The 25,378-nt window shown below is 62.3% G+C and carries 30 protein-coding genes and 1 pseudogene; 28 read left to right on the top strand and 3 right to left on the bottom strand.

Features of this window, described 5'->3' with window-relative positions:
- Positions 1-110 precede the first annotated feature (110 nt).
- A complete protein-coding gene (locus C2R25_RS03475) occupies positions 111-326 on the bottom strand; it encodes an NAD(P)/FAD-dependent oxidoreductase (protein ID WP_369825688.1) in 216 nt (71 codons plus the stop codon).
- Positions 327-567: 241 nt separating this feature from the next.
- Here C2R25_RS03475 and C2R25_RS03480 point away from each other — a divergent pair, with 241 nt between their 5' ends.
- Both C2R25_RS03480 and C2R25_RS03485 read left to right on the top strand, forming a co-directional pair.
- Positions 568-912, top strand: a complete 345-nt coding sequence (locus C2R25_RS03480) for a flagellar biosynthetic protein FliQ (protein ID WP_233203742.1) — start codon at positions 568-570, stop codon at positions 910-912.
- An 85-nt stretch (positions 913-997) separates the two neighbouring features.
- The gene (locus C2R25_RS03485) at positions 998-2,296 is read left to right on the top strand and encodes a hypothetical protein (RefSeq protein ID WP_037522285.1); all 1,299 of its coding nucleotides are present in this window, start codon (positions 998-1,000) and stop codon (positions 2,294-2,296) included.
- Between the two features lie 7 nt (positions 2,297-2,303).
- Here the strand turns inward: C2R25_RS03485 and copD are convergent, their stop codons facing one another.
- Both copD and copC read right to left on the bottom strand, forming a co-directional pair.
- On the bottom strand, positions 2,304-3,239 hold the full coding sequence (gene copD, locus C2R25_RS03490) for a copper homeostasis membrane protein CopD (RefSeq protein WP_017502271.1): 936 nt from the start codon (positions 3,237-3,239) through the stop codon (positions 2,304-2,306).
- 4 nt (positions 3,240-3,243) lie between these two features.
- Positions 3,244-3,636, bottom strand: coding sequence for a copper homeostasis periplasmic binding protein CopC (gene copC, locus C2R25_RS03495; protein ID WP_051035789.1), 393 nt, complete (start codon positions 3,634-3,636; stop codon positions 3,244-3,246).
- A gap of 211 nt (positions 3,637-3,847) precedes the next feature.
- On the opposite strand from copC, the gene C2R25_RS03500 reads away from it, so the two are divergent.
- From C2R25_RS03500 to C2R25_RS03620, 26 genes and pseudogenes are all read left to right on the top strand, one after another.
- Positions 3,848-4,444 (top strand): cytochrome c, encoded by a 597-nt coding sequence (locus C2R25_RS03500; protein ID WP_017502273.1) that lies wholly within the window; start codon positions 3,848-3,850, stop codon positions 4,442-4,444.
- Positions 4,445-4,579: 135 nt separating this feature from the next.
- Positions 4,580-4,861, top strand: a complete 282-nt coding sequence (locus C2R25_RS03505) for a hypothetical protein (RefSeq protein ID WP_017502274.1) — start codon at positions 4,580-4,582, stop codon at positions 4,859-4,861.
- Positions 4,858-5,295: a periplasmic heavy metal sensor gene (locus C2R25_RS03510; protein ID WP_017502275.1), complete on the top strand. Its 438-nt coding sequence runs from the start codon at positions 4,858-4,860 to the stop codon at positions 5,293-5,295. The genes C2R25_RS03505 and C2R25_RS03510 overlap by 4 nt, the downstream gene beginning before the upstream one ends.
- A pseudogene (locus tag C2R25_RS03515) lies at positions 5,292-5,865 on the top strand (RNA polymerase sigma factor). Before C2R25_RS03510 ends, C2R25_RS03515 begins: the two are co-directional and overlap by 4 nt.
- Before the next feature lie 93 nt (positions 5,866-5,958).
- Entirely contained in the window at positions 5,959-7,854 is a 1,896-nt protein-coding gene (locus tag C2R25_RS03520; RefSeq protein ID WP_103727902.1) for a copper resistance system multicopper oxidase, read from the top strand.
- Complete coding sequence (locus C2R25_RS03525) at positions 7,851-9,116, top strand: copper resistance protein B (protein ID WP_103727903.1); 1,266 nt, start codon at positions 7,851-7,853, stop codon at positions 9,114-9,116. The genes C2R25_RS03520 and C2R25_RS03525 overlap by 4 nt, the downstream gene beginning before the upstream one ends.
- 23 nt (positions 9,117-9,139) lie before the next feature.
- A complete protein-coding gene (locus tag C2R25_RS03530; RefSeq protein ID WP_026109409.1) occupies positions 9,140-9,832 on the top strand; it encodes a PepSY domain-containing protein in 693 nt (230 codons plus the stop codon).
- A 42-nt stretch (positions 9,833-9,874) separates the two neighbouring features.
- Positions 9,875-10,321 (top strand): DUF305 domain-containing protein, encoded by a 447-nt coding sequence (locus tag C2R25_RS03535; protein WP_017502281.1) that lies wholly within the window; start codon positions 9,875-9,877, stop codon positions 10,319-10,321.
- Between the two features lie 71 nt (positions 10,322-10,392).
- Positions 10,393-10,788 carry a DUF305 domain-containing protein gene (locus C2R25_RS03540; protein ID WP_017502282.1) on the top strand — a complete coding sequence of 132 codons (396 nt, stop codon included), beginning with the start codon at positions 10,393-10,395 and terminating at the stop codon, positions 10,786-10,788.
- 46 nt (positions 10,789-10,834) lie between these two features.
- Entirely contained in the window at positions 10,835-11,278 is a 444-nt protein-coding gene (locus C2R25_RS03545; protein WP_017502283.1) for a DUF411 domain-containing protein, read from the top strand.
- 244 nt (positions 11,279-11,522) lie between these two features.
- Complete coding sequence (locus tag C2R25_RS20850; protein ID WP_231377893.1) at positions 11,523-11,699, top strand: hypothetical protein; 177 nt, start codon at positions 11,523-11,525, stop codon at positions 11,697-11,699.
- A 247-nt stretch (positions 11,700-11,946) separates the two neighbouring features.
- Positions 11,947-12,087 (top strand): hypothetical protein, encoded by a 141-nt coding sequence (locus C2R25_RS20855; RefSeq protein WP_233203744.1) that lies wholly within the window; start codon positions 11,947-11,949, stop codon positions 12,085-12,087.
- A 135-nt stretch (positions 12,088-12,222) separates the two neighbouring features.
- The gene (locus C2R25_RS03560; RefSeq protein WP_017502287.1) at positions 12,223-13,452 is read left to right on the top strand and encodes a TolC family protein; all 1,230 of its coding nucleotides are present in this window, start codon (positions 12,223-12,225) and stop codon (positions 13,450-13,452) included.
- A complete protein-coding gene (locus C2R25_RS03565) occupies positions 13,449-14,942 on the top strand; it encodes an efflux RND transporter periplasmic adaptor subunit (RefSeq protein ID WP_017502288.1) in 1,494 nt (497 codons plus the stop codon). The genes C2R25_RS03560 and C2R25_RS03565 overlap by 4 nt, the downstream gene beginning before the upstream one ends.
- Positions 14,939-18,079, top strand: a complete 3,141-nt coding sequence (locus C2R25_RS03570) for an efflux RND transporter permease subunit (protein WP_017502289.1) — start codon at positions 14,939-14,941, stop codon at positions 18,077-18,079. The genes C2R25_RS03565 and C2R25_RS03570 overlap by 4 nt, the downstream gene beginning before the upstream one ends.
- An 11-nt stretch (positions 18,080-18,090) precedes the next feature.
- Positions 18,091-18,483: a copper-binding protein gene (locus C2R25_RS03575; RefSeq protein WP_017502290.1), complete on the top strand. Its 393-nt coding sequence runs from the start codon at positions 18,091-18,093 to the stop codon at positions 18,481-18,483.
- A 125-nt stretch (positions 18,484-18,608) separates the two neighbouring features.
- Entirely contained in the window at positions 18,609-18,824 is a 216-nt protein-coding gene (locus tag C2R25_RS21130) for a YgjV family protein (RefSeq protein ID WP_017502291.1), read from the top strand.
- Positions 18,776-19,183 (top strand): YgjV family protein, encoded by a 408-nt coding sequence (locus C2R25_RS21275; RefSeq protein ID WP_009824019.1) that lies wholly within the window; start codon positions 18,776-18,778, stop codon positions 19,181-19,183. Before C2R25_RS21130 ends, C2R25_RS21275 begins: the two co-directional genes overlap by 49 nt.
- Before the next feature lie 794 nt (positions 19,184-19,977).
- Positions 19,978-20,334, top strand: coding sequence for a hypothetical protein (locus C2R25_RS03585; RefSeq protein WP_004213015.1), 357 nt, complete (start codon positions 19,978-19,980; stop codon positions 20,332-20,334).
- 138 nt (positions 20,335-20,472) lie between these two features.
- Positions 20,473-20,952, top strand: a complete 480-nt coding sequence (locus tag C2R25_RS03590; RefSeq protein ID WP_004213016.1) for a heavy metal-responsive transcriptional regulator — start codon at positions 20,473-20,475, stop codon at positions 20,950-20,952.
- Between the two features lie 5 nt (positions 20,953-20,957).
- Entirely contained in the window at positions 20,958-21,170 is a 213-nt protein-coding gene (locus C2R25_RS03595; protein WP_233203746.1) for a hypothetical protein, read from the top strand.
- Positions 21,171-21,230: 60 nt separating this feature from the next.
- Positions 21,231-21,551 carry a hypothetical protein gene (locus C2R25_RS03600; RefSeq protein WP_009824017.1) on the top strand — a complete coding sequence of 107 codons (321 nt, stop codon included), beginning with the start codon at positions 21,231-21,233 and terminating at the stop codon, positions 21,549-21,551.
- A gap of 23 nt (positions 21,552-21,574) precedes the next feature.
- A complete protein-coding gene (locus C2R25_RS03605) occupies positions 21,575-23,485 on the top strand; it encodes a 2Fe-2S iron-sulfur cluster-binding protein (protein WP_103727915.1) in 1,911 nt (636 codons plus the stop codon).
- Positions 23,485-24,213 carry a hypothetical protein gene (locus C2R25_RS03610; RefSeq protein ID WP_017503491.1) on the top strand — a complete coding sequence of 243 codons (729 nt, stop codon included), beginning with the start codon at positions 23,485-23,487 and terminating at the stop codon, positions 24,211-24,213. The genes C2R25_RS03605 and C2R25_RS03610 overlap by 1 nt, the downstream gene beginning before the upstream one ends.
- On the top strand, positions 24,210-24,932 hold the full coding sequence (locus tag C2R25_RS03615) for a cytochrome C (RefSeq protein WP_103727904.1): 723 nt from the start codon (positions 24,210-24,212) through the stop codon (positions 24,930-24,932). The genes C2R25_RS03610 and C2R25_RS03615 overlap by 4 nt, the downstream gene beginning before the upstream one ends.
- Positions 24,919-25,365, top strand: a complete 447-nt coding sequence (locus C2R25_RS03620; protein WP_044663289.1) for a DUF1622 domain-containing protein — start codon at positions 24,919-24,921, stop codon at positions 25,363-25,365. The genes C2R25_RS03615 and C2R25_RS03620 overlap by 14 nt, the downstream gene beginning before the upstream one ends.
- Positions 25,366-25,378: the final 13 nt, after the last annotated feature.

Raw genomic sequence — 25,378 nt, forward strand, 5'->3', positions numbered from 1 at the left:
CTTCCGCTCCGCTACAGCCGCTTCCCCGCTGCCGAGAGCGTCCAGCCTCAACCATGAGGCTTTTTATTCAAACCAACTGGCCCCTTTTTAAACCGGTGCCTGGCCCAATTTTATCCCGGCGTTGACACGGCATGTCGATGCATACGGACAAGCAGATTTTCGCCAGAGATACCGTCTGGAAAACCGAGGAGGTTATGTGTCGTCGGGATGCGGGTCGCGCGGCCATCGCCAGCATCGATGACCAGCGTAGAACGCAGAAACCGGGCTAGATAGGTGGCTGCTGTCAGCCCTGCGGGGCCGCCGCCGATGATGACGCAGTCGTACATGCGTGCCTTTCACTGAGCTCGGTCTTCACTGGTATTACGCGGAATGAGGCTTCTTCCCTCAAACGAGTGCGCGTTCTTCGAAAAAAAGGTCGGGTCGTGAGGGGTAAACCCCGTCGCTGCGTAAAATCAGATGAAGCCCATCGCCTAGCAGGATGGACAGCCGAGGTGCCCACGGGTCGCAGCGTGGCGCGGGGGCGAGCGGATGTGGGGAAGACGGATTGGAATAAACCGATCGCGCTCCATGTCGCTCGCCCCGCAACAACCACAGGCCGCAACGTCAGGGGGCGACGAAACCATCATCGTCGGGGGAGAGATGGAGACCTACAGCCCTTTTTCGGTTTCGATGGGCCAGGCGCTTTGGGTGATAATGGTTGTCGCTGGACCCCCGCTGATAATCATGCTGGTGGTCGGGCTCATTATCTCCATGATCCAGGCTGCGACTTCGATCAACGAACAGACTGTGAGCTTCGTCCCCAAGCTCCTGGCGTTCATTTTGTTCCTCGCGCTTTACGGGGCAACCGTTGGCGATCTCCTGATCGGCTACACCCGTGACCTGCTGACGCATATTCAGGACGATATCAGATGACGCGGGTCGCTTTTCGTCCTGGGCGGCCGCGCAAAAACTGTTCGTATACGGGGCGGAGTGTTAGCGTTGGAGAAGATCGACGCGAATGGGGGAACGGGGTTTGGCGGAATTTGAATTGCTGGCGCGGCAACTGATCCAACGATGGAGGGAAGATCCGAACGCGACGTATCAGAGCTGGTTTCTATGGGACGAGCGCATCAAGAATTTTCGTTCGATACGGCGTGGTCTCGCCCAGGTGGTCGCTGAAATCGAAGCCGGAAGGTTCGGCGTCGCCTATCGCGGATCTTCGCTGGAAACGGTCGTTCATTCAGTCGCAGAACAGAGGCAGATCTTCAAAGGCGCGGACCATGCGTTTCTCTGGAAGCCCAAATTGCGGATCCCCGACATCTATGAAAACCCGGCGAACCAGCGCGCCTTTGGCCGATTGCTCGATCACTGCGCCTGTTGCGACACCGCGGAAGAGATTATCGCAGGTATCCACACGATTGATCGCCTGAACATCAAGGGGCTGGGGCCTGCGGTCGCCAATCTCCTCTATTTCCTGCATCCGACCCTCGTGCCGCCGTTCAACACCGCGATCGTCAACGGCTATAACAAGCTGACCGGCGGCAAGGTGAAGCTCGGAAGCTGGCACCATTTTCTCGCCATGCGCTCGGGTGTGCTCGACCTGAACGAGCGGTTTCGCGATCTTCTGTCAAACGATCTGGGCGCTATTGGCGGCCTCCTGTTCGATATCGGCTCTGGCCGTTATCCGGCGCCGCCCCGCGACGAGGAAGACCAGACCCTGGGATCCTGGACCGCACGCCTCGAACAAGCTCGGGCGGAAGCACAAACGCTCAACAAAGCGCTGCAGAAGCAGGGCGAGAGTGATCGAACCCATTCGGAAATCCAGGCATGGCTGCGCGATATCGGTCTGGCCCTGGGGTATGACGTCTGGATCGCATCCAATGATCGGGGGCGACTGCATGACGGTGTGCGTTTGGGGGAGGGGTGCCTCGAGAGCTTGCCGGCTTCAATTTCGACGTCGACCGGAGCGGATGCTATCCGCCTCATTGATGTTTTGTGGCTGGAGCGGGGTGGTGACCGGGTCGCGGCAGCCTTCGAAGTCGAACATTCGACTTCCATCTATTCGGGGATCGTCCGGATGCTCGATCTTGCCCTGAGCGGCAGCGACCTGCATGCCACAGCCGGATTGTTCCTTGTCGCTCCAGATGCTCGCGAAAGCGAAGTGCGCGCGCAAATCGCAAGGCCGGCGTTCAGCCGGATCGCGGACCTGGAGATCGCCTATCTCCCTTATGGTGAGCTAGAACGGAACAAGGACGCGATTTCCCGGTTTGGCTCGGGCCTTAAAGCGATCAAAGCTATTTCGCGCGCGCTTCCATGAAGGCGGATTACATCCCCGATGCAGGTGGGGCCAGCAGTCCTAACCATGCAACGAGGGCTAGAATGACAAGAGCGCATCCGGTTTCAATGGCGAGGCTGCGACGAAGTGTTCCTATCGCCGAGGATGTATTGCCCGTTTCAATGGCTGCAGCGAGGGAGGGGGTCAGGAAGAAGCGATTGGCGGCGGCCAGCGTCAGCATGACGCCGAACAGTATCAGCTTTGCCCCCAGCAGAAGGCCGTAGAGACTGGCAAAAAGGGAACCGAGCCGGGATGGTCCGATCAGGATCCAACTGTTGATGAATCCCGACAGGATAAGCAGCCCTACGACTACCGATCCGACCTTTGCAAAGCCATCCAGCGCGCGGTGAGAAAGGTGGATATGATCGATCGCCATGCGAGCTGCAGGGCGGAAAATGAGAAGGCAAAGGGCGAATAATGCGCCTACCCAAATCCCCGCCGCCCAAAGATGGGTGATGTCGGCCCCAAGATGGACCCATCCCCGCAAGCCTTCGTCGGCAGCGCCATGCCCCGTCCAGGCCAAGGTCGCCAGAGCGACAGCGGCGGTCGCTGACAGCGACCACAGGGCGAAAGCGGGACGCCGCCAACCGACGATGGAAAAATAGAGCACGAGCAGGAGGGCCGCGACCCGTACCTGCCAGACCGTCCCGATCGCAGTGCCCGATATGAGAAGATTGACCGTGGCGCGGTCTACCTGATCGAGTGGCACGCCCCCCATCGAGGCCGCCAGGACCATCATGCCCAGGATAGATAATACGATACCGGCCAGCGCGATTGTCGCCAACACCGACCGGAAACGCAGGACCGAGCCGGATGCCCGCTCAGTCCCGCGCAACGTGTAGAGGCCGAACATCGGCAACCCGAAGAGGAGCATGAGATCGAGGAAAAGTCCCAGCCTCACTGCGATCGCTATGATGTCCGGCACGGTCTTACTGGACCTTGAAGGTGTAGCTGCCCTGGATGCGATGGGTGTCAGCAGAGACGACGTGATAGTCGACCTTGTAGGTTCCAACCGGCAACGGCTTGGCAAGCGTCGCGACGAGCGTCTTGCCATCGGCGCCCACGGTGGCCTTGACGCCGTTCATCTTCATCGGCGCCATCTTCATGCCTGGCATTTCGGTCATCGTCAGGTCGAGCCCGGAAAATTGTGCGACGAGCGCTTCAGAAAAGACGAGCTGAATTCTGGTCGGGGCGGCGACCACGGCATTTGCGGCAGGGGTGGCGGCATTGAGCTTAGGGTGAGCCTGCGCAGCGGTAGCGGTGAGGACAGACGCCGCCATGGCGACGGCAAAGATTGTTTTACGAAACATCGATTTCTCCATGGGCGGCGAGACTGCCGACACATCGAATTACGCACCACGCGGCGCCACCCCTCATCAGGCGCGCAAGAATTCTGCAAATCAGAACCCCGGCGGGATTTGCGAATGAGATCTGCGCGACAGATGAGGGATCGAAGCTTGCAGTGCGTATGGACAATTGGATGGGTGTGAGAACCACCCGGATCCAAGGGACGCTGCCGCTCGGGAGGAAGCTATGGAGAATGCTAGGACGACTTGGCTGCGCAGGCACTTTCCAAGTGTAGGTTTTATCGCTGCGACAGCGCTGGTCGGCGGCGCGCTAGCGGGGATCGTCGTCTATGTGGGTGCCTATGACATCGGGGCGGATTCGCCGCACACCAAACCGGTCTATTGGCTGATCGAGCAGCTCCGAGATCGTTCCATCGCCGTGCGATCTCGTGATGTGAATGTCCCGGCCAACCTTGGGGACGTGAAGCGGCTGCAGAGCGGGGCGGGGCTCTACACCGAGATGTGCAGCGGCTGCCATCTCGGGCCAGGACTGGAAAAGTCCGAAATCAGCCAGGGACTCTATCCGAGGGCGCCGGAGCTTTCCCGCGAGGAGCAAAGATCGCCAAAGGAGCAATTCTGGATCATCAAGCATGGGGTCAAGCTGACCGCGATGCCAGCTTGGGGTAAGACCCATAGCGACGAACTGATCTGGGATATGGTGGCTTTCGTAAGGCAACTTCCGCGTATGTCACCCGCCCAATATCAGGCGGCAATAGCCAGTGCGCCCGAAGACCATGACGCGATGATGAAGGATATGCCCGGCATGACGAAGACGGCGCCATAGCGTTGCGGCTGCTCCGTCGCTGTTGCTCAGATCTGCCCGCTATGTGCGATGCTTTGACGGACAGGCTGATAGAGGGGAAAGTAAAGAACACGTCCTGGGCCGTTGCCCCGGATTGATTGAGGATTGGACTTTTCGATGGATACCGACCTGGACCGGCTGCTGAGCCGCTTACGCAACGAACCGACGCATCCGGGGCTGATTGGTCTGGAGGATGCTGTGTTCCGACGCATAGCGGCATTGCCGCAGGTTTCGACCGCGTCTCAATTCCGCCTCGGTGCGGTCGCGGCTTTCGGAGCGGTACTGCTGGGTATCGCCAGCAATGGCTTTACGCCGCGTGCCGAGGCGTCGGTCACGCTATCGCCTTTCGGGCCATCAAATCCGCTTGCCCCTTCGACGCTGCTGGTAGGTTCTCAATGAAGCCCAAATTGCTCCTCCTCGTCGCCATCGTCGCCTTTGCATCGGCGGTTGCGGGCGTGTTCCTGGGCCGCTACTTTTTCCCGCGGCCCAAGGCAGCCGGCGTCGAGCTCCACGATGTCTTGCACAGCAAGCTCGATCTGGATGATCGTCAGAAGGCCAAGATCGAGCTGCTAGAGCAGGGTTTCGCCGTGCGTCGGCGCGCGCTGGAGCTTGAACTGCGATCGGACAATGCGCGTCTCGCAGCCGCGATCGAGGTCGAACATGGCGAAGGGCCGCGTGTGACCGCGGCCGTCGATCAGTCGCATCAGGCAATGGGCGAACTGCAAAAGGAAACGCTCGGGCACATCTTCGCCATGCGGCAAATCCTTCGCCCCGATCAGGCCAAGACCTTCGATCAGGCGGTGGTTCATGCGCTCACCGACGATGCACGGTGAGTCTGGATCTCCAGGCGTGTTCGGACGGTGAACTAGCGGCACTGACGCTTGCCGGTCGGCAGTCGGCTTTCGCCGAGATTATGCGTCGGCACCAGACAGCGATATTTCGACTGGTGCGCGGCCTGGTCGGGAATGCCGAGGAAGCACTTGATCTCACGCAGGACTGCTTTGTATCCGCGTTCAGCCATCTGCGGAAATATGATGGTGCGCGTCCGTTGCGCGCCTGGCTATCCCGGATCGCGATTAACAAATGTCGCGATTGGCGCCGCCGCCAGAGGGTGCGGCAGCTCTTCACATTTGGCTCCGCGCCGTCGGATGATGAGATTGAGCAAGTGCCGGATGACGCACCCTCCGCACATGCCAGTGCTGAATCGAAAATAGAGGTGGAGCGACTGTCGGCGGCGATCAGCGCATTGCCCTGCCACGTTGCGTGAAGTCCTGATGCTCAGGACCGTCGAAGGGCTCAGTCAATCAGAGGCCGCCAAAGCGCTTTCCGTCAGTAGCAAGGCTGTGGAGACGCGCCTGTATCGCGCGCGCGCGCGCCTCGCAGAAATACTCGCTGAGGAATGAGGGGTGCGCGCTGCTCGCGCGTAAGGATAAAGAGATACCGCGCTTAAGCGTCTTTTCAGACCCAAAGTGCTGCACGTTGAACAAGGAGATATTATGTCCCCCGGATTGAACCGCCGCGACCTTTTCCGCGGCGCTGCGCTGGCCGGCGGTGGCCTCGCATTGTCGGCATGGCTGCCGGCATGGGCTCAACCCATTTCGTCCGGGATTGCCAAGCCACTGCCAACGGTCAGCGGGAACGATATCACGCTCAAGATCGCGCATCAGATGATGATGATCGACGGCCGACAAAGCCATGCCATCGGCATCAATGGCACTGTGCCTGCGCCCCTCATCCGTCTGCGTCAGGGCCAAAACGTCCGCCTGTCGGTGATCAACGATCTCGAGGAAGACAGCTCGATCCACTGGCACGGCCTGCTTTTGCCGTTCCAGTTCGACGGCGTGCCCGGCATCAGCTTCCCCGGCATCAAGCCCAAGTCGACCTTTGTCTATGAGTTCCCCATCGTCCAGGCTGGCACCTATTGGTATCATAGCCATTCGGGGCTGCAGGAGCAGTTAGGTCATTACGGACCGATTGTCATCGACCCGGAAGGCGAGGATCCGATTCAGTCGGATCGAGAGCATGTCATCGTGCTCTCCGACCATAGCCAGATGCATCCGCACGCAATTTTCCGGAAGCTCAAGCAGGTCGGCGGTGGCTATTTCAATTATCAGCGGCAAACGCTGGCCGGTTTGCTGGCCAAGGAAGACCAACCCCTCAAGGACCGACTTGACTGGGGCAATATGCGGATGGATCCGACCGACGTGTCCGATGTCACGGGCTCGACCTATACCTATCTCGTGAATGGGCATGGCCCACGGGACAACTGGACCGCGCTTTTCAAGCCAGGTGAGCGCGTTCGCCTGCGTTTCGTCAATGCCTCCGCGATGACGACGTTCAATGTCCGGATTCCCAGTCTCAAACTTACGGTTGTTCAGGCCGACGGGCTCAATGTCAGGCCGGTCGAGGTCGACGAGTTTCAGATCGCGGTTGCCGAGACCTATGATGTCATCGTTACTCCGACCGATGATCGCGCCTACACGCTGGTCGGTGAATCCGTTGATCGTTCGGGCATGGCACGCGCCACACTGGCTCCGCGTGAAGGCATGACGGCCGAAGTTCCGCCGCTCCGCAAGCGGCCCCTTGCCGATATGAAGGACATGGGCATGGGGGACATGGATATGAGCGGCATGTCCGGCATGGACCACGCAGCAATGGGGCATGACATGTCTGCCGGCGGAGCTGCCGCGGGCGGGATGGCAGGCATGGATATGGGGGCCGGCGCGTCGATGCCAAGCATGCAAAAACCGGCGGATAGTTCCATGGCCAACATGCCCGGAATGGGCAGCGGGTCCGGTGATACAATGGGCGGCATGGCGACGGGCGGAATGGGCGGCATGAACATGCGCGACGCCAGCAAAGCGCCGCAGGTTAAGATGGGACCGGGTGTCCAGACGATCTCGCCCATGCCGATGGATCGCACGGGAGAACCGGGACAGGGTCTCGAAGACGTTGGCCACCGGGTTCTTGTCTATCGCGATCTCATGGCGGTGGAGCGCAACCCCGATGTTCGCGCGCCAGACCGCGCGATGGAAATCCACCTGACCGGGAATATGGAACGCTATATGTGGTCGTTCGATGGGGTGAAGCTCAGTGACAAGCGCGAGCCCATTCCCTTTATCGAAAACGAAAGGGTCCGCGTCACGCTCGTCAATGACACGATGATGTCGCACCCGATCCATCTTCATGGGCATTTCTTCGAGCTGGTGACCGGGCATGGCGAGTATTCGCCGCGCAAACACACCGTCAATGTCGCACCAGGAGGCAAGGTAAGTTTCGACGTCACCGCAGACGCAGTCGGCGACTGGGCGTTTCACTGCCATATGCTCTATCACATGCATGCCGGGATGATGCGCGTCGTCTCCGTCCGTCCCCGGGGAGATGCCGCATGAAGTCGCTTCTCCTTCTGATCGGCGCGGCCCCGCTCGCCTTGGCGACCCCAGTCAGCGCGCAGTCGATGCAGAATATGCCGGGCATGAACATGCCTGCTGCTCAGCCAGCGGCGAAGAAAAAGCCGGTGGCCAAGCCAGCAAGCCAGCCCAGGCGCGCCGCTGCGCCCACGGCTAAGGGCAAGCCTGCCACCCCGAAGCGCCGGGCACCGGCAGCAAAACCCAAGTCGGCGCCGCACGACATGTCGGGCATGGGGGCTATGTCCGGCATGGAGATGCCCGGTGACAAGACGCCTCCAACGGCTGACCCGCATGCCGGCCACGACATGTCCGGCATGCCTGGCATGACCATGCCCGATGGGGCGGGCGGTACGATGAAACACGACATGCCCGGCATGGACATGCAGGCGGCACCCGGCGGTCAGCCGATGCAGCACGATATGTCGTCGATGCCCGGCATGGCGATGGATGGGCCGATGGCAGCCCATGGCGCTGGTGGCACCAGTCTCATGCCCGGCAACGCCCCTGCACCCCAACCTCCTACCGACAACTATGCCGACCGCGTCTACAAAAACGGCGAGATGGCGGCTTCGCGTACCATGCTGCATAAGGAACATGGCGGCTCATCCAGCTCGATGATCCTGTTCAATCTGGCGGAATATCAGGTCCGTAACGGCCGCGACGGCTATCGGTGGGACGGGGAGGCGTGGTTCGGCAAGGATCTCGATCGGCTGGTGGTCAAGACAGAGGGTGAGGGCGTTCTTGCTGGCAGAAGCGGCACCTACATGGAGACCGCAGAAGTTCAGGCGCTCTACAGTCGTGCACTCGACCCTTATTGGAACCTCCAGGCGGGTGTCCGTTACGATTTCAAAGCCAACCCATCCCGTACTTATGCGACGATCGGTATTGAGGGGGTGGCGCCTTACTGGTTTGAGACCGAGGCTGCCCTGTTTCTGTCGAACAAAGGCGAGGTGTTGGGGCGGATCGAGGGCTATTATGATCAGCGTATCACGCAACGCCTCATTCTCCAGCCGCGCCTGGAAGTGAACCTTTCAGCACAAAATGTCCCGGAGACGCGGATTGGAGCGGGCATCACGAACGCCGAATTGGGACTGCGTTTGCGTTACGAACTGCGCCGCGAATTTGCCCCCTACATCGGCGTTTCTTACGACCGAAAGTTCGGGCGGACGGCGGACTATGCACGCTCAGACGGAGGGGACGTGAAGGCGGCCAGCTTTGTAATCGGTGTTCGGACCTGGTTCTGAGAAGCGCCAAACTCCGCTTCCACATCGGGGCTAGCCGCGTTCATCGCTGGTTAGCCCTGGTTATCGGCGTCCAGCTGCTGCTTTGGTTTGCGAGCGGTCTTGTCATGAGCCTGTTGCCGATCGAGCGAGTCCGCGGTGAACATCTCGTCGAGCGATCGTCGCCGGCGATATTGGAACAGTCGAGATCGCGCGCGCCGTTGGACCTAGTGTTGCGCGCGGCGACCAGACCCGTGCGTGAAGTCCGATATCGCGCGCTGCTCGGCCGCGAGATTGCGGAGGTCGAGTCTATCGATGGGACGATCTCACTCCACGATGCAGAAACAGGTCGTCGACTTGGTCCCGTGAACGCTGCGATGGCTCGCGCGGTGGCGATACAGGCCTACCGTGGTACGTCGGAGCCGCCGAGCGTGCGCCTGGTTGTGGCGTCGACCCCAGAATTCAAGGGCGTCCTGCCGGCCTGGCGGGTGGACTTCCCTGACCGCGAAGCGACCCGCGTCTATGTTGCCCAGAATAGTGGTCGGATCGTCGCTGTGAGAAATGGAACGTGGCGCCTGTACGATTTCTTCTGGGCGCTCCACATCATGGATTGGAAAAACCACGAAAATTTCAACACGCCGTGGTTGATGGCGTTTGCCGCAGGTGGTCTCGCATTGGCGATCGCGGGTTCGGCACTTTTGTATCTTCGGTGGCCGCGAAAGCGACGCCGCACGGGTTGAATAGTCAAGCAGGATCGGGGCGGGGGCCAAAGGAGACGACCAATGATGAAAAATGCCTATGCGAGCCTCGCCCTGCAGACCTTGGTTGGCGGCGTCATCATGTATCTGGTGATGTTCGTCATGATCGACAGCTTGGGGAGCTTCTACAACAACCTGAATATGCTCTACATGACGCTAATGATGGTGGCGCCCATGGTGGTGCTGATGGTCCTCGCGATGGGCCATATGTTCCCGTCGAAAAAGGCAAACGCGGCCCTTATATTAGGGTCAGTTGCGATATTCGCCGGATCATTTGCCCTCATCCGCACGCAAACAACGATCGGCGATACAGCATTCCTCCGATCGATGATCCCGCATCATTCGGGCGCGATCCTGATGTGCCGCGAGGCCTCCTTGAAGGATCCGGAAATCGTTCGTCTGTGCAGCGGCATCGAGGAATCTCAGCGCCGCGAAATCGATGAAATGAAGGCTATTCTAGCCCGCAAGTAGGCTTCGCGCTCCCGTTCCCGTAAATTTTGTGCCGCCTCACGAGGGAAATGGCGCGCCCATGCGTATTATCAATGCGGGGCGCTGAGGAGAGAATTGTGAAGAAAATAGTCCCCATCATCATCGCTGGACTGGTGGCCGCGCCGGCGATCGCCCAAATGCAGGGCATGGACCATAGCAAGATGGACATGCGCCAGACCATGAACCCCACGCCAGCCAATCCTTACCCGCCTGCAGAAATGGAGATGCATCAGAAGATGATGTCCGCCACGGGCAGCGATGCAACGGAGACCTGGGTGCGCAAGATGATCGAGCATCATCGCGGTGCGATTGCGATGTCACGCATCGTTTTGCGCGACACCAAGGACGCGCAGGTCCGAATGATGGCGAACAAGTCAATCACCGAGCAAACGCGAGAAGTGGGCGAGCTTCAAGGCTGGCTGAGAGCCCACAACAAGCGCGCCCAATAGACCTTTCCTCCCCCGCCCAGGGGCGGGGGAACCAATAAGGGATCGTATGACACTCAAATTTGCCCTCGCTGCGTTCATAGCAGCCTTCTCCGTCGCCAGCGCCGAAGCTGCCCCGATCATCATGCATCGTGACCCTGGTTGCGGTTGCTGCGAACAGTGGGCGGCCCAGGTGCGCAGACAATTTGGACAAAGCGTCAATATCGTCGACGACCAGCAACGCGGCCGCTTTCAACGCGCTCAAGGCGTGCCCGCTGCGCTGGCATCATGCCATACTGCAATTGTCGATGGCATGGTTTTCGAGGGCCACGTTCCCATTGCCGACATGAAGCGCGCGATCGCGAAGCGCCCGAAGGGCGTAAAGGGATTGGCCGTAGCGGGCATGCCGCTGGGTTCTCCGGGGATGGAAGTCCCCGGCCAAAAACCACAACCCTACTCTGTCATCGCCTTCGGATCGGCGGGTCAGACGGTATTTGCCCGACACGGCGGGTGACCATCTCGTTGATCTTTGATGCTACGAGGCGTAATAAATAACGGCTGTGAAACGCGTTTTGCAACTTCTTCTCCTTCTGGGAGCCATGGTTGGCTTGATTGGCCAAGCGGCGGCCTTTGCGTCCGCTCCGCCTGCGATGTCCGCCCCAATGGCCACGTCTGTGCAGGCCGTGGCTGGGATGTCGGAAGACTGCATGAAGATAATGGCACAGCAGCAACAACCTGCTCAGAAGCCTTGCAAGGGCATGACCCTGGAATGCATCGCGGCCATGGGCTGCGTCGTTCCGCTGGCCGTTCGTAATGACGCGCCTATGCTGGAAGCACGCGAAGCCAGTCCAGCTCTGCCCTTCTGGGCAACCATCACTGTCCTGCACGGCAGTGACCTCACTCCCGAACCGGAACCACCGACTCTCCTTGGCTGATCGACACCGGCTGCCAGGCTGACAGGATTCTTGCGTCTATCGCGCATCTGAAAATCCTGTCTGACCCGCGGCTACCACGATATTTTGCCCAAGGATTACAGTCATGAAGAACCGTGTTTTCTATGCCCTGCTGGGCATTGCGCTTGCCGCTCCCGTTGCCGCTTTCGCCGGCGAACCCAACACAAACTCGCAGTCTGGCCATTATGAATGGCGTTAATCGCCAAACTATGGCCCGCGTGCGCCATCTATGAGCCCCCGTCGCGTCTGGGTGCCCGATGCTCCGCAGATGGCGAACTGCAACTGCGACATGATGAAGATGAGCGCGGCGGACTGCATGAAGGAGATGCATAGCATGGCATCGCCTTCGTCGGCTCCCTCGGCCGGCTAGGCACAGCCTCTGGCCGTGTAAGGTCGCATAGACGGCCAGGCCAGCAGTGGCGGCGGGATTGCCCCCATCCCGCCGCCACTGACATGCCTGCCAGAGTGCGCGACGCCGGCCTGATCCTCCGATCAGGAGTTTTCCATGCGATTGTTTGTTTGTCTGCCGCTGCTCGCGGCGATCCCCGGCGTTGCATTCGCTGGTCCCCTCACTTTCGACGCTGCGCTCCAGCGCGCGCGGCAGGAAGCGCCGTCGATCAAGGCCAAGGCGCTCGCCGCCGAGGCCGCTCGTTCCGCTCGTGGCGGCGCCGGATCGCTACCTGATCCGACTCTGGCCGTTGGGCTCGACAGTTTCCCGATCTCGGGGCCATTGGCGTTTGCTCCCGGGCAGGACAATTTCACGATGGCGCGGGTGGGCGTGTCCCAGGATATTCCCAACCTCGCCAAGCGCCGTGCGCAACGCGCCCGCGCTGACAGCGATATCAAGGCTGCAGATGCCGACACCGCATTTGAGGCGCGTTCGGTTGAGGTCGGCACTGCGCTTGCCTGGATCAACCTTGCCTATGCCGAGCGCCGGCTGACCGCGCTTGATGATCTTCTAGCCCGTCTGGAGCGCGTGGTGCGGACAACGCCCAGTGCCGTCGCGTCGGGCAATGCCCGGCCTGCGCAGACTCTTGCCGGCCGACAGGCTATCGCCTCATTAGAAGATCGTCGCAGCGAACTGGTCTCAAACATAGCGCGGGCACGGGCTGCTCTGACGCGATGGACGGGTGACCCGGCGCCTGAAATTGCCGGATCTATTCCCGACTTCCCTGTCGATGGGGCCGAACTGCGCGCTGGCCTGGATCGCCTTCCCACCATGGCAATGATCGACGCCCAGTCCGGTCAGGCAATGGCCGATGTGCGTATGGCCGATGCCAACCGCCGTTCCGACTTCGGGGTGAACCTTGCCTATCAACGCCGCGACCCTCGTTTTGGAGATTATGTGTCAGCCGGTGTGACGGTCAGTCTGCCCTTCTTTACCCGCAGTCGACAGAATGCGGGCATTGCGGCGGCCCAGGAGAATGCCGGACGCATCCTGGCCGAACGCGACGCGGCCCTGCGGGCGCTGGCCGCTGATCTCGAAACCGATCTTGCGGACCATATCATGCATCATGAACAGTGGCTGCGCGCGCGGGACACATTGCTGCCACTCGCCGAGCAGCGGGTGACGTTGGAGACGGCAAGCTACGGGGCAGGTCGCGCCAATCTTGTCGATATCGCGGATGCCTATGCGGCCCTTGCCGACGTCACCCTCAACACTCTCGACCGTGAAGCCCTTGTCGCTGCTGACGGTGTTCGACTGAACCTTACGTATCGGAGCGAATCGCAATGAGCCATTTCACAATCCCTCGGGGCGGCCTTTTCGGTGCCGCGGCGCTGCTCGCGGTCGCCGCTGGCGGGGTCGGTTTCACCATCTCTGAATGGAGAGGAGGATCACCCGACGCTACGGCCGCCAAACCGCCGGCACGCAAGATCCTCTATTGGTATGACCCGATGATCCCCGCTGAGCATCATGACGGTCCAGGCCTGTCGTCGATGGGAATGCAAACAATCCCGCGCTATGCGGATGAGGTGGGGGCAAGCGCGGCACAGCCGGGAATATCGATCGACCCGTCCGCCTCCCAGGCGCTCGGGATGCGAACGGTGGCTGTGCGGCGCGGCGAATTGGCGAGCAGTCTCACCGCCACCGGCACGATCGACTTCAACCAGCGCGACGTTGCGATCGTTCAGGCGCGTGCAGGCGGCTTCGTTTCCCGTGTCTATGGCCGCGCACCTGGTGATGTGATCGGTGCAGGCGCGCCGCTTGCCGATGTTCTGGTGCCGGAATGGGGCGGCGCACAGACCGAGTTTCTGGCGGTCCGCCGCACCGGCAACGCCGCTCTGATCCAGGCCGCGCGTCAACGGCTCATGCTGCTCGGCATGCCCTCCGGCACGATCGCATCGGTCGAGCAAACCGGACGACCGCATAATGTGATCACCATCTCCACGCCCACGGGCGGCGTGATCAAGACGTTGAACGTGCGGGGCGGCATGACCTTGATGGCAGGCCAGACGCTTGCCGAGGTCAACGGGCTCGGCACGGTCTGGTTGAATGCCGCCGTGCCGGAAGCGGTCGCCGGTCCCTTGAAGCCTGGACAAGCGGTGCGAGCCGCGCTTGCAGCCTTCCCCGGCGAAACCATCTCCGGGCGCGTTTCGGCGATCCTCCCCGAGACACAGGCCGACAGCCGCACACTCACCGTTCGGATCGAGCTGCCCAATCGCGGCGGGCGACTGCGTCCCGGCATGTTTGCGACCGTCTCGTTTGGCGGGAGCGCGCAGCCGGCGTTGCTGGTGCCGTCCGAAGCCCTGATCCGCACTGGCAAGCGCACGTTGGTCATGCTCGCGCTCGACAAGGGGCGCTACCGCCCTGCCGAGGTGCAAACTGGGAGGGAAGCTGGCGATGATACGGAGATTCTGGCGGGCCTGAGCGAAGGCGAAAAGATCGTCGCTTCGGGTCAGTTCCTGATCGATTCCGAAGCAAGCCTCTCGGGCGTGGAAGCACGGCCGATCGGTGCTGACATGCCAAAGAGTCCTGCCAAACCTATGCCGACCGGCGCAGTCTATGAGACCGTCGGTACGATCGAAAAGATCACCGCCCAGTCGGTGACGCTGAGCCATCAAGCCGTGCCAGCCATTGGCTGGCCAGCGATGACGATGACGTTTCAGCTCACAGACCCGAAAGTCGCGCGCGGCTTAAAGACGGGCGACCGGGTCCGGTTCGGGTTCGATCAACCACCGAGTGGACCAACCGTGCGACGCATGGCGAAGGTAATGGGCCAGTGATCGCCCATCTCATCCGCTGGTCAGTCAGAAACCGCTTCTTCGTCATGATCGGGGTGCTGACGCTGATCGGCGTGGGCGTCTGGGCGGTGCGATCGACCGCGATCGATGCGTTGCCCGATCTCTCGGACACGCAGGTGATCATCCGCACCTCCTATCCCGGGCAGGCGCCGCAGATCGTCGAGAACCAAGTCACTTATCCGCTCACCACCACAATGCTCTCTGTGCCCGGCGCAAAGACCGTCCGCGGCTATTCCTTCTTCGGCGACAGCTTTGTCTATGTGATCTTCGAGGACGGCACCGATCTCTATTGGGCGCGCAGCCGCGTGCTCGAATATCTCAACCAGGTACAAGGCCGGCTGCCGGCCAGCGCCCGCAGCGCGCTGGGGCCGGATGCGACCGGGGTGGGCTGGGTCTATGAATATGCGCTGGTCGATCGCACTGGCCGCCACGATCTCTCGCAGCTTCGCGGGCTTCAGGACTGGTTCCTGCGCTACGAGCTGAAAACGGTAACGGGGGTCGCAGAGGTCGCCAGCATTGGCGGCATGGTGAAGCAATATCAGGTGCTGCTCGATCCGGTGAAGCTCGCCGCCTACGGCGTGACCCACGCCCAGACGGTCGATGCCATTCAGAAGGCCAATCAGGAGAGCGGCGGCTCGGTACTGGAGATGGCCGAGGCCGAATATATGGTCCGTGTCTCCGGCTATCTGAAGACGCTCGACGATTTCCGCGCCATTCCCTTAAGGACCGCAGCCGGCGGTGTGCCGGTGCGACTGGGCGACGTTGCCACGATCCAGGCCGGCCCCGAGATGCGGCGCGGGATTGCCGAACTGAACGGTGAGGGCGAGGTCGCGGGCGGCGTTGTGATCCTGCGCTCGGGCAAGAATGCGCGCGAGACAATCGCGGCGGTCAAGGACAAGCTCGCAGAGCTCAAGAAGGGCCTGCCACCCGGCGTCGATGTGGTTACGGTCTATGATCGCTCGCAGCTCATCGACCGCGCCGTTGAGAATCTGACCCACAAGCTGGTCGAGGAATTCATAGTCGTTGCGATCGTCTGCGGGCTCTTCCTTTGGCATGTCCGTTCGGCGCTCGTTGCAATTCTCACGCTTCCGCTTGGTGTGCTGGCAGCCTTCGTCGTCATGCGTTTCCAGGGGGTCAATGCCAACATCATGTCGTTGGGCGGCATCGCGATCGCCATCGGCGCGATGGTCGATGCCGCGGTCGTCATGATCGAGAATGCCCATAAGAAAATCGAGCGATGGGAGGAGGATCACCCGGACGAACATCTCGAGGGGGATACCCGATGGACCGTCATCACCGAAGCGGCAGCCGAAGTTGGGCCAGCGCTGTTCTTCAGCCTTCTGATCATCACCCTGTCGTTCATTCCGGTGTTCACGCTGGAAGGACAGGAAGGACGGCTGTTCGCACCGCTCGCTTTCACCAAGACCTATGCGATGGCGTCGGCGGCGATCCTGTCGGTGACCCTGGTGCCGGTGCTCATGGGTTTGCTGATCCGGGGCAAGATTCCGCCCGAGCAGTCCAACCCGGTCAATCGCTGGCTGACGAACATCTACCGGCCCGCGCTCGACTGGACGATGCGGCGGCCAAGGACCGTACTGCTGATCGCGGCGCTCGCTTTTGCAACAACCGCCTGGCCGCTCACCCAGCTTGGCGGCGAGTTCATGCCGAAGATGGAGGAGGGTGATCTGCTCTACATGCCCTCGGCGCTGCCGGGTCTCTCGGCGGCGAAGGCGTCGGACCTGCTCCAGCAGACCGACCGCCTGATCAAGACCGTGCCCGAGGTCGAGAGCGTGTTCGGCAAGGCCGGCCGCGCCGAGACTGCCACCGATCCTGCGCCGCTTGAGATGTTCGAGACGACGATCCAGTTCAAACCTCGCGACCAATGGCGACCGGGCATGACTCCGGACAAGCTGGTCGAGGAGCTTGATCGAACGGTAAAACTGCCCGGCCTCGCCAATGTGTGGGTGCCGCCCATTCGCAACCGGATCGACATGCTGGCGACCGGCATCAAGAGCCCGATCGGGGTCAAGGTGTCGGGTGCTGACCTCGCTGAGCTCGACCGCATCGCGCACGATGTCGAGACAGTTGCGAAAACCGTGCCCGGGGTCAGTTCGGCGCTCGCAGAGCGCTTGACGGGCGGGCGCTATGTCGATGTCGATGTCGATCGGGCCGCTGCCGCCCGATTTGGGCTCAATATTACGGACGTGCAGCGGATCGTCTCTGGCGCGATCGGCGGCGAGACGATCGGCGAGACGGTCGAGGGGCTGGCACGGTATCCGATCAGCGTCCGCTATCCGCGGGAGCTACGCGACAGTCTTGACGGAATACGGATGCTGCCGGTCCTGACCCCGTCCGGACAGCAGATCACGCTCGGCACCATTGCGCGCGTCTCGATCGCTGAGGGGCCCCCGATGCTCAAGACCGAAAACGCCCGCCCATCGACCTGGGTCTATGTCGACGTGCGCGGACGCGACCTTGCGTCGGTCGTGAGTGACCTGCAGCATGCGATCGCAAGACAGGTGACGCTCTCGCCAGGGGTTAGCGTCGCCTATTCGGGACAGTTCGAATATCTCCAGCGTGCCGTTGCCAAATTGAAGCTCGTCGTGCCGGCGACGCTGCTGATCATCTTCGTGCTGCTCTACATGATCTTCGGGCGGTTCGATGAAGCAGCTTTGATCATGGGGACGTTGCCGTTCGCGCTCACCGGCGGCATCTGGATCCTCTATCTGCTCGGCTTCAACCAGTCGGTCGCCACCGGGGTAGGTTTCATCGCGCTCGCTGGCGTCTCCGCCGAATTCGGCGTCGTGATGCTGATCTACCTGAAGAACGCCTTGGAAGAGCGCACCGATCCGGATGTCGCCGAGGTCGAGACGGCAGTGCGCGAAGGCGCACTGCTCCGCGTTCGGCCCAAGGCGATGACGGTCGCCGTGATCCTCGCTGCCCTCTTGCCGATCCTGCTGGGATCGGGCGCCGGATCCGAAGTCATGAGCCGGATCGCCGCGCCGATGATAGGCGGCATGCTGACCGCGCCGCTGTTGTCGATGTTCGTCCTGCCTGCCGCCTATCTGCTGCTTCGGCGGCCGAAGATGAAGCCCAATGACCAACACGTTTCATTATAAAGGAGAAGACCATGAACTACGGACGACTGACCTTTGCCCTCGGCCTCGCGGCACTGACCGTCGCTTGCGGGAAAAAAGCCGAACCGCCCGTTGCGGTCGAGACCAACAAGGCAGAACCCGCCGCCGCTATGAGCGGCAACATGGCAAATATGGCGATGGAGCCGTCGGCTGCCACTGCAATCAAGGTGAAGGGACACGGCACGGTCACCGCGATCGACAAGTCTGCGGGCACGATCACACTCGATCATGGCGCCATCCCCGAAGCCAAATGGCCGGCAATGACAATGGCGTTCAAGGCTGCCCCGGCGATCACAGATGCAGTGAAGGTTGGCGATAAGGTCGATTTTGACCTTATGTTGACGGGCAACGCCGGCGAGGTAACGGCGATCCAAAAGCAGCCGTAAATCCGCGCTACTACGGGCGTTCTTAAATCGTAATTAACCTTGTTCGTTCACGCTTGCACTATGAAGAAAGATAGAGCTGGGCGCGAAACGCAGGTCTTGAGCGAAACAACCGGGTGGCGGCAATCATGATTGCCACCGCGTTCGGCTGCGTCGCGCTTTTGTGCGTCATTAGCTGGCCGTTTTTCGACGACTATCGAACCGCGGTGAAAATCCAGAGCGCGGGTGCTGCCGCCTTCGCGCTCTATTTTTTGATGCTCGGCTCACCCACTGCGGCGATAGCGTGCCTCATTTCATGTTCGCAGCTCGCATTTCCGCGTCAGTGCGTGATCGCTATGTGGTGACGAGGCTTTACGGCGCTAGTCTGATTTTGATGGCTTTTCTGTCGGTTGTGACCTGGCACGGTCTCCCCTCAGCTCTGGCGTTCACGGGCAGTTCGTTGGGCAGCTTCGCACGGCTCCAAACCTCGACTACGCGGATGAAAGGCCTTTTTCTCGTAGGGGCCCCATTCTGGCTCGTCCACAATATGATGGTCGGAGCTTTGTTCGCCTTGGGCACTGATTTGGTATCCTTGGTCTCGAACCTCGCGAACCTGATGAAGTTCGTTGTCCGGAATCGAAATCCTTTGTTGTCGATCTCTGTTTGGAATACGCTGATCAGCACATTCATCCCGGCACCAACGCGTTTGAAGCGGACCGGATGACAGAGTTTCGCGCGACGATGGAATGAGGGTGGCTCCTTCCGGAAGTGAGCAAAACAGCGGATGGCGCCGCGCCGCAATTCGCGATTTCAACGAGGACGCCGAAGGCGTTCCGGATGTTGTTGATCGGGATCGATCCCGGGACCGGTCGCGCTACGCGTAGCCCCTGGCCGCCGCCTGACTTGGCTGGGGCCATGCCTAGATGCCATCAGTTCCGGTCGAGGTCGAAATGAAATTGTCAGCAGAGTGGGGCCTTTGCCAGGTCTGGTGGATTCCGGAAAGGCCGCCACAGTCTTTCGCTCCCGTTGATGATGGCGGGGCTTAGGGGTGCGGCAGGGAGCACTGGAGTAGGCTGGAAAGGCGCTTTCTCCGGAGCTGCAGGCACCGCCTGCTCCGCCTGCCCGGGTGGCATCTGTTGCGACCGAAATGGCAGCCCGCAAGGAATTGCTCGTGAGATACGAGGGAGATAGCGAAGCGTAAATTCGTCGGACGAACCTTCGACGACCTTCTTCTATCGCCAACGTAGCCGTTTTGCGCGGCCAGCTGGACGTAAAGCGCTTGTCCTCAGGGGTTAAGGCCTGGTTCCAGACTACGTTTCATAAACACGAAAGTCGTGCCCTGGATCGTTACGTACGAGTAAGCCCGGCCTTCAGACACCTTGCCCGAAAAACTTCGGCTGCGAACACTACGTATACCGAGCTTGGACCCGGGACCATAGTCCTGTGGGCGAAGAAACAAAATCTTCCCCTCGAGAAATCGAGCAGCAGTTCTCAACGCTCACTCAAGGAGTCAAGATGATGATGAAGAAGTCCATCATGGTGGCGCTGGCCGGAATCTCGATGCTCGGCGCCTCTCCGCTATTCGCGCAAGGTATCGGCCACACCTGGTTCATGCGCGGTTCGATCGTCGACACGGGCAGCAACGGCACGGTCGTCTGCATCGGAAAGGCCGATGGCGCCGAGGTCGGCCAGAAGCTCGAGGTCTATCGCGTCGTGACCCATCCGGGTCCGTCCAAAGGCGTGGCGCCGACTTATCACCGCCAGCTCATCGGCCATGTGACGATCGATCATATCTTCGATGATCACTTCGCGCACGTGTCCGTCGCCGACGGTACGCCTGCCAAGCACGACATCGTCGAGCTTCGCAAGAACTGACGAGCCGGTGGCCCGCCGGCACAAGCTGCCCGGATGCGAGACGTCGGGGCAGCGGGCTGCCGGCGGCAACGGACCGTTCGGGGTCAAAGCGAACCGCTTGACCCTGGACACAACCGGCATGATGATCGAGCGGATGACATGGGCAATTTCAAGATCGGCGAACTGGCCGCCGCTGCGGGCGTGGGCCGCGACACGATCCGCTATTATGAGCGGATGGGTTTGCTGCGCGAACCCGCGCGCACGGCAGCGGGCTACAGGCTCTACGACGCGACCGACCTCGAGCGCGTCAATTTCATCCGCTCGGCGCAGGAGCTTGGTTTCACACTCGAACAGGCCCGGCAGCTGCTGGCGCTCAGGGCGTCGGACACCGCGCATGCCCAGGCCGTGCTCGATATCACGCTTGCCAAGATCGCGGACGCCGAAGCCCGGCTCGAGCGCCTGTCGGATATCCGCGACATGCTGCGGATGCTCGCCGACGAATGCCCGGGCGAAGTGCCCGTCTCCGATTGCCCGATCCTCGCCTTCCTGACGGCGCGGCGGAAAGACCAACAGCATAACAAGAAACATCAGGCAGCGCAGGACGAACGATCATCACTAGCGAAAGGGCTTTTGTCATGAAGAAAATGCGTTTGATCGCCGTCCTCACGCCGGCGCTGCTTCTAGGCGCCTGTGTAACCACGCGGCCGACCTCGGCGCAGGTCGAGAGTTGCCGGGCGATGGAGGGCAATATGGGTCTCCAGACGCCGCATGATCATGGCGAGATGAAGGGGCAGGGGCGCAACCCGATGAACCTCTCGCACGACCGGTGCCTTCAGATCCTGCGCAGCGCGCAATGAGCCGGTCCGGGCGCCATCCCCGGCGCCCGGGACCACAGTTTTCAAGCCAAGGAGCAAGCTATGATCGACCATGCGAAAAAAGCCCTTCCGCTTGTCGGCGGAAGCCTGTTGCTGGCGCTCGCGCTTTCGGGCTGCGACCGCCAGGCCGACCAGACGGTGCCGCCCGCGGCGAACAGCGTCGCCGCCACCCCGGTCCTGACCGACAGCGGCAACGCTGCAGACGCGGCGTCGATGGACGCGATGAGCAACCAGGCCGAGATGGAGCGGCATCACCGTCAGGCGATGGACCATGACGCGATGCGCGCCGGGGCCGGCAACCAGACCGCGCCGGCACCCGATCCCGCGCCGGGCAATTCGGCGATGCCGATGAAGGATATGTAAGCGCGCTGAAAAAGGGGATGAGGATGTCCAGGCGGATCAGCCTTCGACGCTTGAGCCTCGGCTGCGCAATCGCTCTCAGCCTGTCCGCGGGCGCGGGCGCGCAGGAGGGCGAGGATCATGCCGCGCATCATGGCGCAGGCATGCCGGCCGGCGGGGGCATGTCCGCACCGGCATCGTCGGGGTCGTCGGACATGGCGAAGATGATGAACCCCATGATGGATCGCATGATCAATGGGGAAGGGGAGAATGAGCACGGCCACGAATCGCGCCGGACCGGCTTCATCTCGCAACTGCTCGCCTTTCCCGCGCTCGACGAAGCGGCAAGGCAGCGGGTCGCTGCGCAGGCTGGCGAACGGGTAAGCACGGGCCTAGCGATGATCAACGCCGCCTCGGCCGACGGCGCGCGTGCAACCACGGTCTCGGCCCGGCTCGATGCGGCGCGCCGCCTGCGCGAGGGAACCGACCTGTTCCGGTCCGGCACCGCCGCGCAGGGCGCGATCGGCGGCTTGCAGCCGCCCCGGGAGGTCGGGCTTGCCTGGCTGCGCGATCAGCTCGACATCGACCAGGCCGCGCCCGGCCATGCCGACCACTGGTTCGGCATCTCGCCCTCACACCTCCTTCTCATGCTCTTCCTGGGGCTGGTGAGCGCCACGCTGATCGCGCTGCAGATCTTCCGCCTCCGGCGGATCGGGGCGATCGCCGGCGGTGTCGCCACCGCCAAGACCTCGGAAAAGCCGGAGCCGAAGGCTGTCCCGCCCGCTGCGAAGTTCGCGCCCGCACCTGCCCCCGTTGCCGGCAGCGCCGGGCTCGCCTCGAGCAATGCGGCCGCGCCCGCGGGAGCTTCGCTGCGCAAGCCCAAAAGCTGGGCGGGGCAGCTGCGCATGGTCCAGATCGTGCGAGAGACGCCGAGCGTGCTGACCTTCCGGCTCGCGGACCCGGCCGCCGACCGGCTGCCGTTCGACTTCCTGCCGGGCCAGTTCCTGCAGGTCGAGGTAGAGCCCGAAGCGGGCAAGACCGCGCGCCGTTCCTACACGATCGCCTCTTCGCCGACCCAGCGGGCCTATGTCGAACTGACGGTCAAGCGCGAGGAGCAGGGCGTGGTCTCGCGATACCTGCACGACAAGGTCGTCGCCGACGATCTGCTGAAGGTCAGCGGACCGTTCGGCGCCTTCACCTTCACGGGAACGGATGCCCAGAGCATCGTGCTGATCGCGGGCGGGGTCGGCATCACCCCGATGATGTCGGTGCTGCGCTATCTCACCGACACCGCGTGGAAGGGTGATATCTTCTTCTTCTACGGCGCACGGTCGACCGAGGAATTCGTGTTCCGCGACGAGCTCGAACGGCTCGAACGCCGTTTTCCCAACCTCCATGTCGTCGCCGCGATGCAGCGCGCGCCCGGCACCGTCTGGATGGGCCCCGAAGGGCCGATCACCCGCGAGATGATCCTGGCCGCGGTGCCGGAGATCGCGAGCCGGCGGATCCATATGTGCGGCCCGCCGGCGATGATGGGCGCGATGCGCGGCGTGCTGGCGGAACTCGGCGTCCCCGAAGCGCAGCTGCACACCGAGGCGTTCGGTCCGGCCTCGCTGCCGGCCGACCACGAGGATCTCGAGGTCAAGCCCGCGCCCGCGCCAGCAGCTAAGCCGGCCCCGAGCGCCGAGGTGGCACCGAGCACGGTGACCTTCTCCGTGTCGGGGGTGTCGGCGGCTTTGCCCGCGGACGAGACCGTGCTCGAGGCGGCCGAGGGCGCGGGCGTCGAGATCCCCTATGCCTGCCGTGCGGGCACATGCGGCGCCTGCGTCGTCAAGCTGCTGCAGGGCGAGGTGACGATGGAGGTCGAGTCCGGCCTCGCGCCCGCCGACAAGGCGCAGGGCTATGTGCTCGCGTGCCAGGCGAAGGGCACGGGCACGCCGCTCGTGGTCGAAGCCTGATGCGCGAACGCAGCGACATCGCCGTCGGCCTGCTGGTCGCGTTCCTGCTGCTGTTCCCGTTCGGCTACCTCGTGCATGTGTCACCGCGCTTTCCGGGCAGCCTGGCCGGCGGGATCATCGGGATCGCAGCGCTCGTGCTGATGCTGCTGACGCTTCCCTATGTCGCGGCCAAGCATATCGCCTGGGTCGACAAGGCGCTCTCCCGGCTCGTCAGCAAGCCGACCCTGCTCGCCATCCACATCTATGCCGGCGTGCTGGCGCCGATCCTGGGTCTGGTCCACGCCGCGCACAAGCTCGAAAGCCCGGTCGGACTGCTTCTGACCATCCTTCTGCTGATGACGGTCATCACCGGCTTCATCGGCCGCTACCTGCTTGCCCAGCTTGGTCGGGCGCTGCGCGGACGCAGGTCGGAACTGGCTTCGCTTCGCGCCGCCTTCCTCGAGGAGCCGGCCGCGCCGACGCAGGCCGATACCGCAGCCGCGCCGCTGTCGGGCTGGAGGCGCTATCTGTTCGTCGCCGGGGATGCGCCCGCGGGCCAGCACCCCCAGGACAAGGCGGGGATCGCCGCGGCGCTGGCCGATACCGAATTCGCGATCCGCGCCGAAGAGGCGACCAACACCCTGTTCGCGCGATGGCGGTTCCTGCACATCCTGCTGGGCTGTCTCATCTTCGCGCTGCTCGCGCTCCACGTCGGCGCGGCGATCTATTACGGGCTGCGCTGGCTATGAGCTGGCAGCGTCTTTCCTACGCCGTCTTCATCGCGGCCCTGCTGGTGATGGTCGCCGCGGTCGCGATCCGGATGCGATCGGACGCGCCGAGGGATGCCGGCCTGGTGGCGCAGCTCGTAGCGCCCGGCCCGCTCTCGAGCGCCCACCAGTCCTTCGCCGGCCAATGCACGGCCTGCCACACGCCGGGCAAGGGCGTCGAAACCCGGACCTGTCTCACCTGCCATGCGGGCACGGATTTCGGGACGAAGCAGTCGACTCAGTTCCACGCGAAAGCGACGCAGTGCACCTCCTGCCACGTCGAACATGAGGGAGAGCGCGGCATCATCCGCATGGATCACGCCGCCTTGCTCGACATGGCAAAGTGGCGGCAGCCTTCGGCGGGCATGTCGACAAACACTAGAAGCCTGACTCCCGAGACCGCGCTCAATTGCGCGAGCTGCCATGCGTTCCGCGATCCGCACCAGGCCCTGTTCGGCACCGACTGCGCGAGCTGCCACAAGACCGACAGCTGGAAGATCGTCAATTATCGCCATCCATCGGTCAATTCGACGCAGTGCGCCGAGTGCCACAAGGCGCCACCCAGTCACTTCATGGAGCATTTCAGCATGGTCTCGCAGCGCGCAGCCGGATCGAAAGCGCGCGTCGACCAATGCTATGCCTGTCACGCCACCGACAGCTTCAACAATATCCGCAAGCGAGGCTGGTATGATCACCATTGAGGCCGACTGGCTGAGCGCCTTCTTCCGGCTTGCGGTGATCGGCCTGGAACTGGCGGGCACGCTGACCATCCTCGTCGGCGCGGGGCTCGCAACCTTTCTGTTTGCGCGGCGGGCGAGGGCGGGCGACCGGACCGAGGCCTATAGCGCGTTCCGCTCGGCGCTCGGCCGCAGCATCCTGCTCGGTTTGGAATTTCTGGTCGCCGGCGACATCGTCAAGTCGCTGGTGATCAACCCGACGCTCGACGATCTCATCGTGCTGGCCGGGCTTGTGCTGGTGCGGACCTTCCTGAGCATCTCGCTTGGGGTCGAGATCAACGGCCACTGGCCTTGGGAGGAAACCCGGATGGCGCGGGAGAAGGCGCGTGCTGCGGCGTTGGATGGGTCGCCTATGACGGCTGAGGCCGCCGGACGCGGCGCAGCGCTCAAGGGATAGCAGATGGGAGGTG

This window comes from Novosphingobium sp. HII-3 (assembly GCF_002916655.1).
Taxonomy (GTDB): Bacteria; Pseudomonadota; Alphaproteobacteria; order Sphingomonadales; family Sphingomonadaceae; genus Novosphingobium; species Novosphingobium panipatense.

What these genes read in the sequence shown, in the direction of transcription:
- C2R25_RS03475 (WP_369825688.1), bottom strand. Translation starts at nt 326, where the DNA reads ATGTACGACTGCGTCATCATCGGCGGCGGCCCCGCAGGGCTGACAGCA.
- C2R25_RS03480 (WP_233203742.1), top strand. Translation starts at nt 568, where the DNA reads ATGTCGCTCGCCCCGCAACAACCACAGGCCGCAACGTCAGGGGGCGAC.
- C2R25_RS03485 (WP_037522285.1), top strand. Translation starts at nt 998, where the DNA reads ATGGGGGAACGGGGTTTGGCGGAATTTGAATTGCTGGCGCGGCAACTG.
- copC (WP_051035789.1), bottom strand. Translation starts at nt 3,636, where the DNA reads ATGGAGAAATCGATGTTTCGTAAAACAATCTTTGCCGTCGCCATGGCG.
- C2R25_RS03500 (WP_017502273.1), top strand. Translation starts at nt 3,848, where the DNA reads ATGGAGAATGCTAGGACGACTTGGCTGCGCAGGCACTTTCCAAGTGTA.
- C2R25_RS03505 (WP_017502274.1), top strand. Translation starts at nt 4,580, where the DNA reads ATGGATACCGACCTGGACCGGCTGCTGAGCCGCTTACGCAACGAACCG.
- C2R25_RS03510 (WP_017502275.1), top strand. Translation starts at nt 4,858, where the DNA reads ATGAAGCCCAAATTGCTCCTCCTCGTCGCCATCGTCGCCTTTGCATCG.
- C2R25_RS03520 (WP_103727902.1), top strand. Translation starts at nt 5,959, where the DNA reads ATGTCCCCCGGATTGAACCGCCGCGACCTTTTCCGCGGCGCTGCGCTG.
- C2R25_RS03525 (WP_103727903.1), top strand. Translation starts at nt 7,851, where the DNA reads ATGAAGTCGCTTCTCCTTCTGATCGGCGCGGCCCCGCTCGCCTTGGCG.
- C2R25_RS03535 (WP_017502281.1), top strand. Translation starts at nt 9,875, where the DNA reads ATGATGAAAAATGCCTATGCGAGCCTCGCCCTGCAGACCTTGGTTGGC.
- C2R25_RS03540 (WP_017502282.1), top strand. Translation starts at nt 10,393, where the DNA reads ATGCGGGGCGCTGAGGAGAGAATTGTGAAGAAAATAGTCCCCATCATC.
- C2R25_RS03545 (WP_017502283.1), top strand. Translation starts at nt 10,835, where the DNA reads ATGACACTCAAATTTGCCCTCGCTGCGTTCATAGCAGCCTTCTCCGTC.
- C2R25_RS20850 (WP_231377893.1), top strand. Translation starts at nt 11,523, where the DNA reads ATGACCCTGGAATGCATCGCGGCCATGGGCTGCGTCGTTCCGCTGGCC.
- C2R25_RS20855 (WP_233203744.1), top strand. Translation starts at nt 11,947, where the DNA reads ATGAGCCCCCGTCGCGTCTGGGTGCCCGATGCTCCGCAGATGGCGAAC.
- C2R25_RS03560 (WP_017502287.1), top strand. Translation starts at nt 12,223, where the DNA reads ATGCGATTGTTTGTTTGTCTGCCGCTGCTCGCGGCGATCCCCGGCGTT.
- C2R25_RS03565 (WP_017502288.1), top strand. Translation starts at nt 13,449, where the DNA reads ATGAGCCATTTCACAATCCCTCGGGGCGGCCTTTTCGGTGCCGCGGCG.
- C2R25_RS03575 (WP_017502290.1), top strand. Translation starts at nt 18,091, where the DNA reads ATGAACTACGGACGACTGACCTTTGCCCTCGGCCTCGCGGCACTGACC.
- C2R25_RS21130 (WP_017502291.1), top strand. Translation starts at nt 18,609, where the DNA reads ATGATTGCCACCGCGTTCGGCTGCGTCGCGCTTTTGTGCGTCATTAGC.
- C2R25_RS21275 (WP_009824019.1), top strand. Translation starts at nt 18,776, where the DNA reads ATGTTCGCAGCTCGCATTTCCGCGTCAGTGCGTGATCGCTATGTGGTG.
- C2R25_RS03585 (WP_004213015.1), top strand. Translation starts at nt 19,978, where the DNA reads ATGATGAAGAAGTCCATCATGGTGGCGCTGGCCGGAATCTCGATGCTC.
- C2R25_RS03590 (WP_004213016.1), top strand. Translation starts at nt 20,473, where the DNA reads ATGGGCAATTTCAAGATCGGCGAACTGGCCGCCGCTGCGGGCGTGGGC.
- C2R25_RS03595 (WP_233203746.1), top strand. Translation starts at nt 20,958, where the DNA reads ATGCGTTTGATCGCCGTCCTCACGCCGGCGCTGCTTCTAGGCGCCTGT.
- C2R25_RS03600 (WP_009824017.1), top strand. Translation starts at nt 21,231, where the DNA reads ATGATCGACCATGCGAAAAAAGCCCTTCCGCTTGTCGGCGGAAGCCTG.
- C2R25_RS03605 (WP_103727915.1), top strand. Translation starts at nt 21,575, where the DNA reads ATGTCCAGGCGGATCAGCCTTCGACGCTTGAGCCTCGGCTGCGCAATC.
- C2R25_RS03610 (WP_017503491.1), top strand. Translation starts at nt 23,485, where the DNA reads ATGCGCGAACGCAGCGACATCGCCGTCGGCCTGCTGGTCGCGTTCCTG.
- C2R25_RS03615 (WP_103727904.1), top strand. Translation starts at nt 24,210, where the DNA reads ATGAGCTGGCAGCGTCTTTCCTACGCCGTCTTCATCGCGGCCCTGCTG.
- C2R25_RS03620 (WP_044663289.1), top strand. Translation starts at nt 24,919, where the DNA reads ATGATCACCATTGAGGCCGACTGGCTGAGCGCCTTCTTCCGGCTTGCG.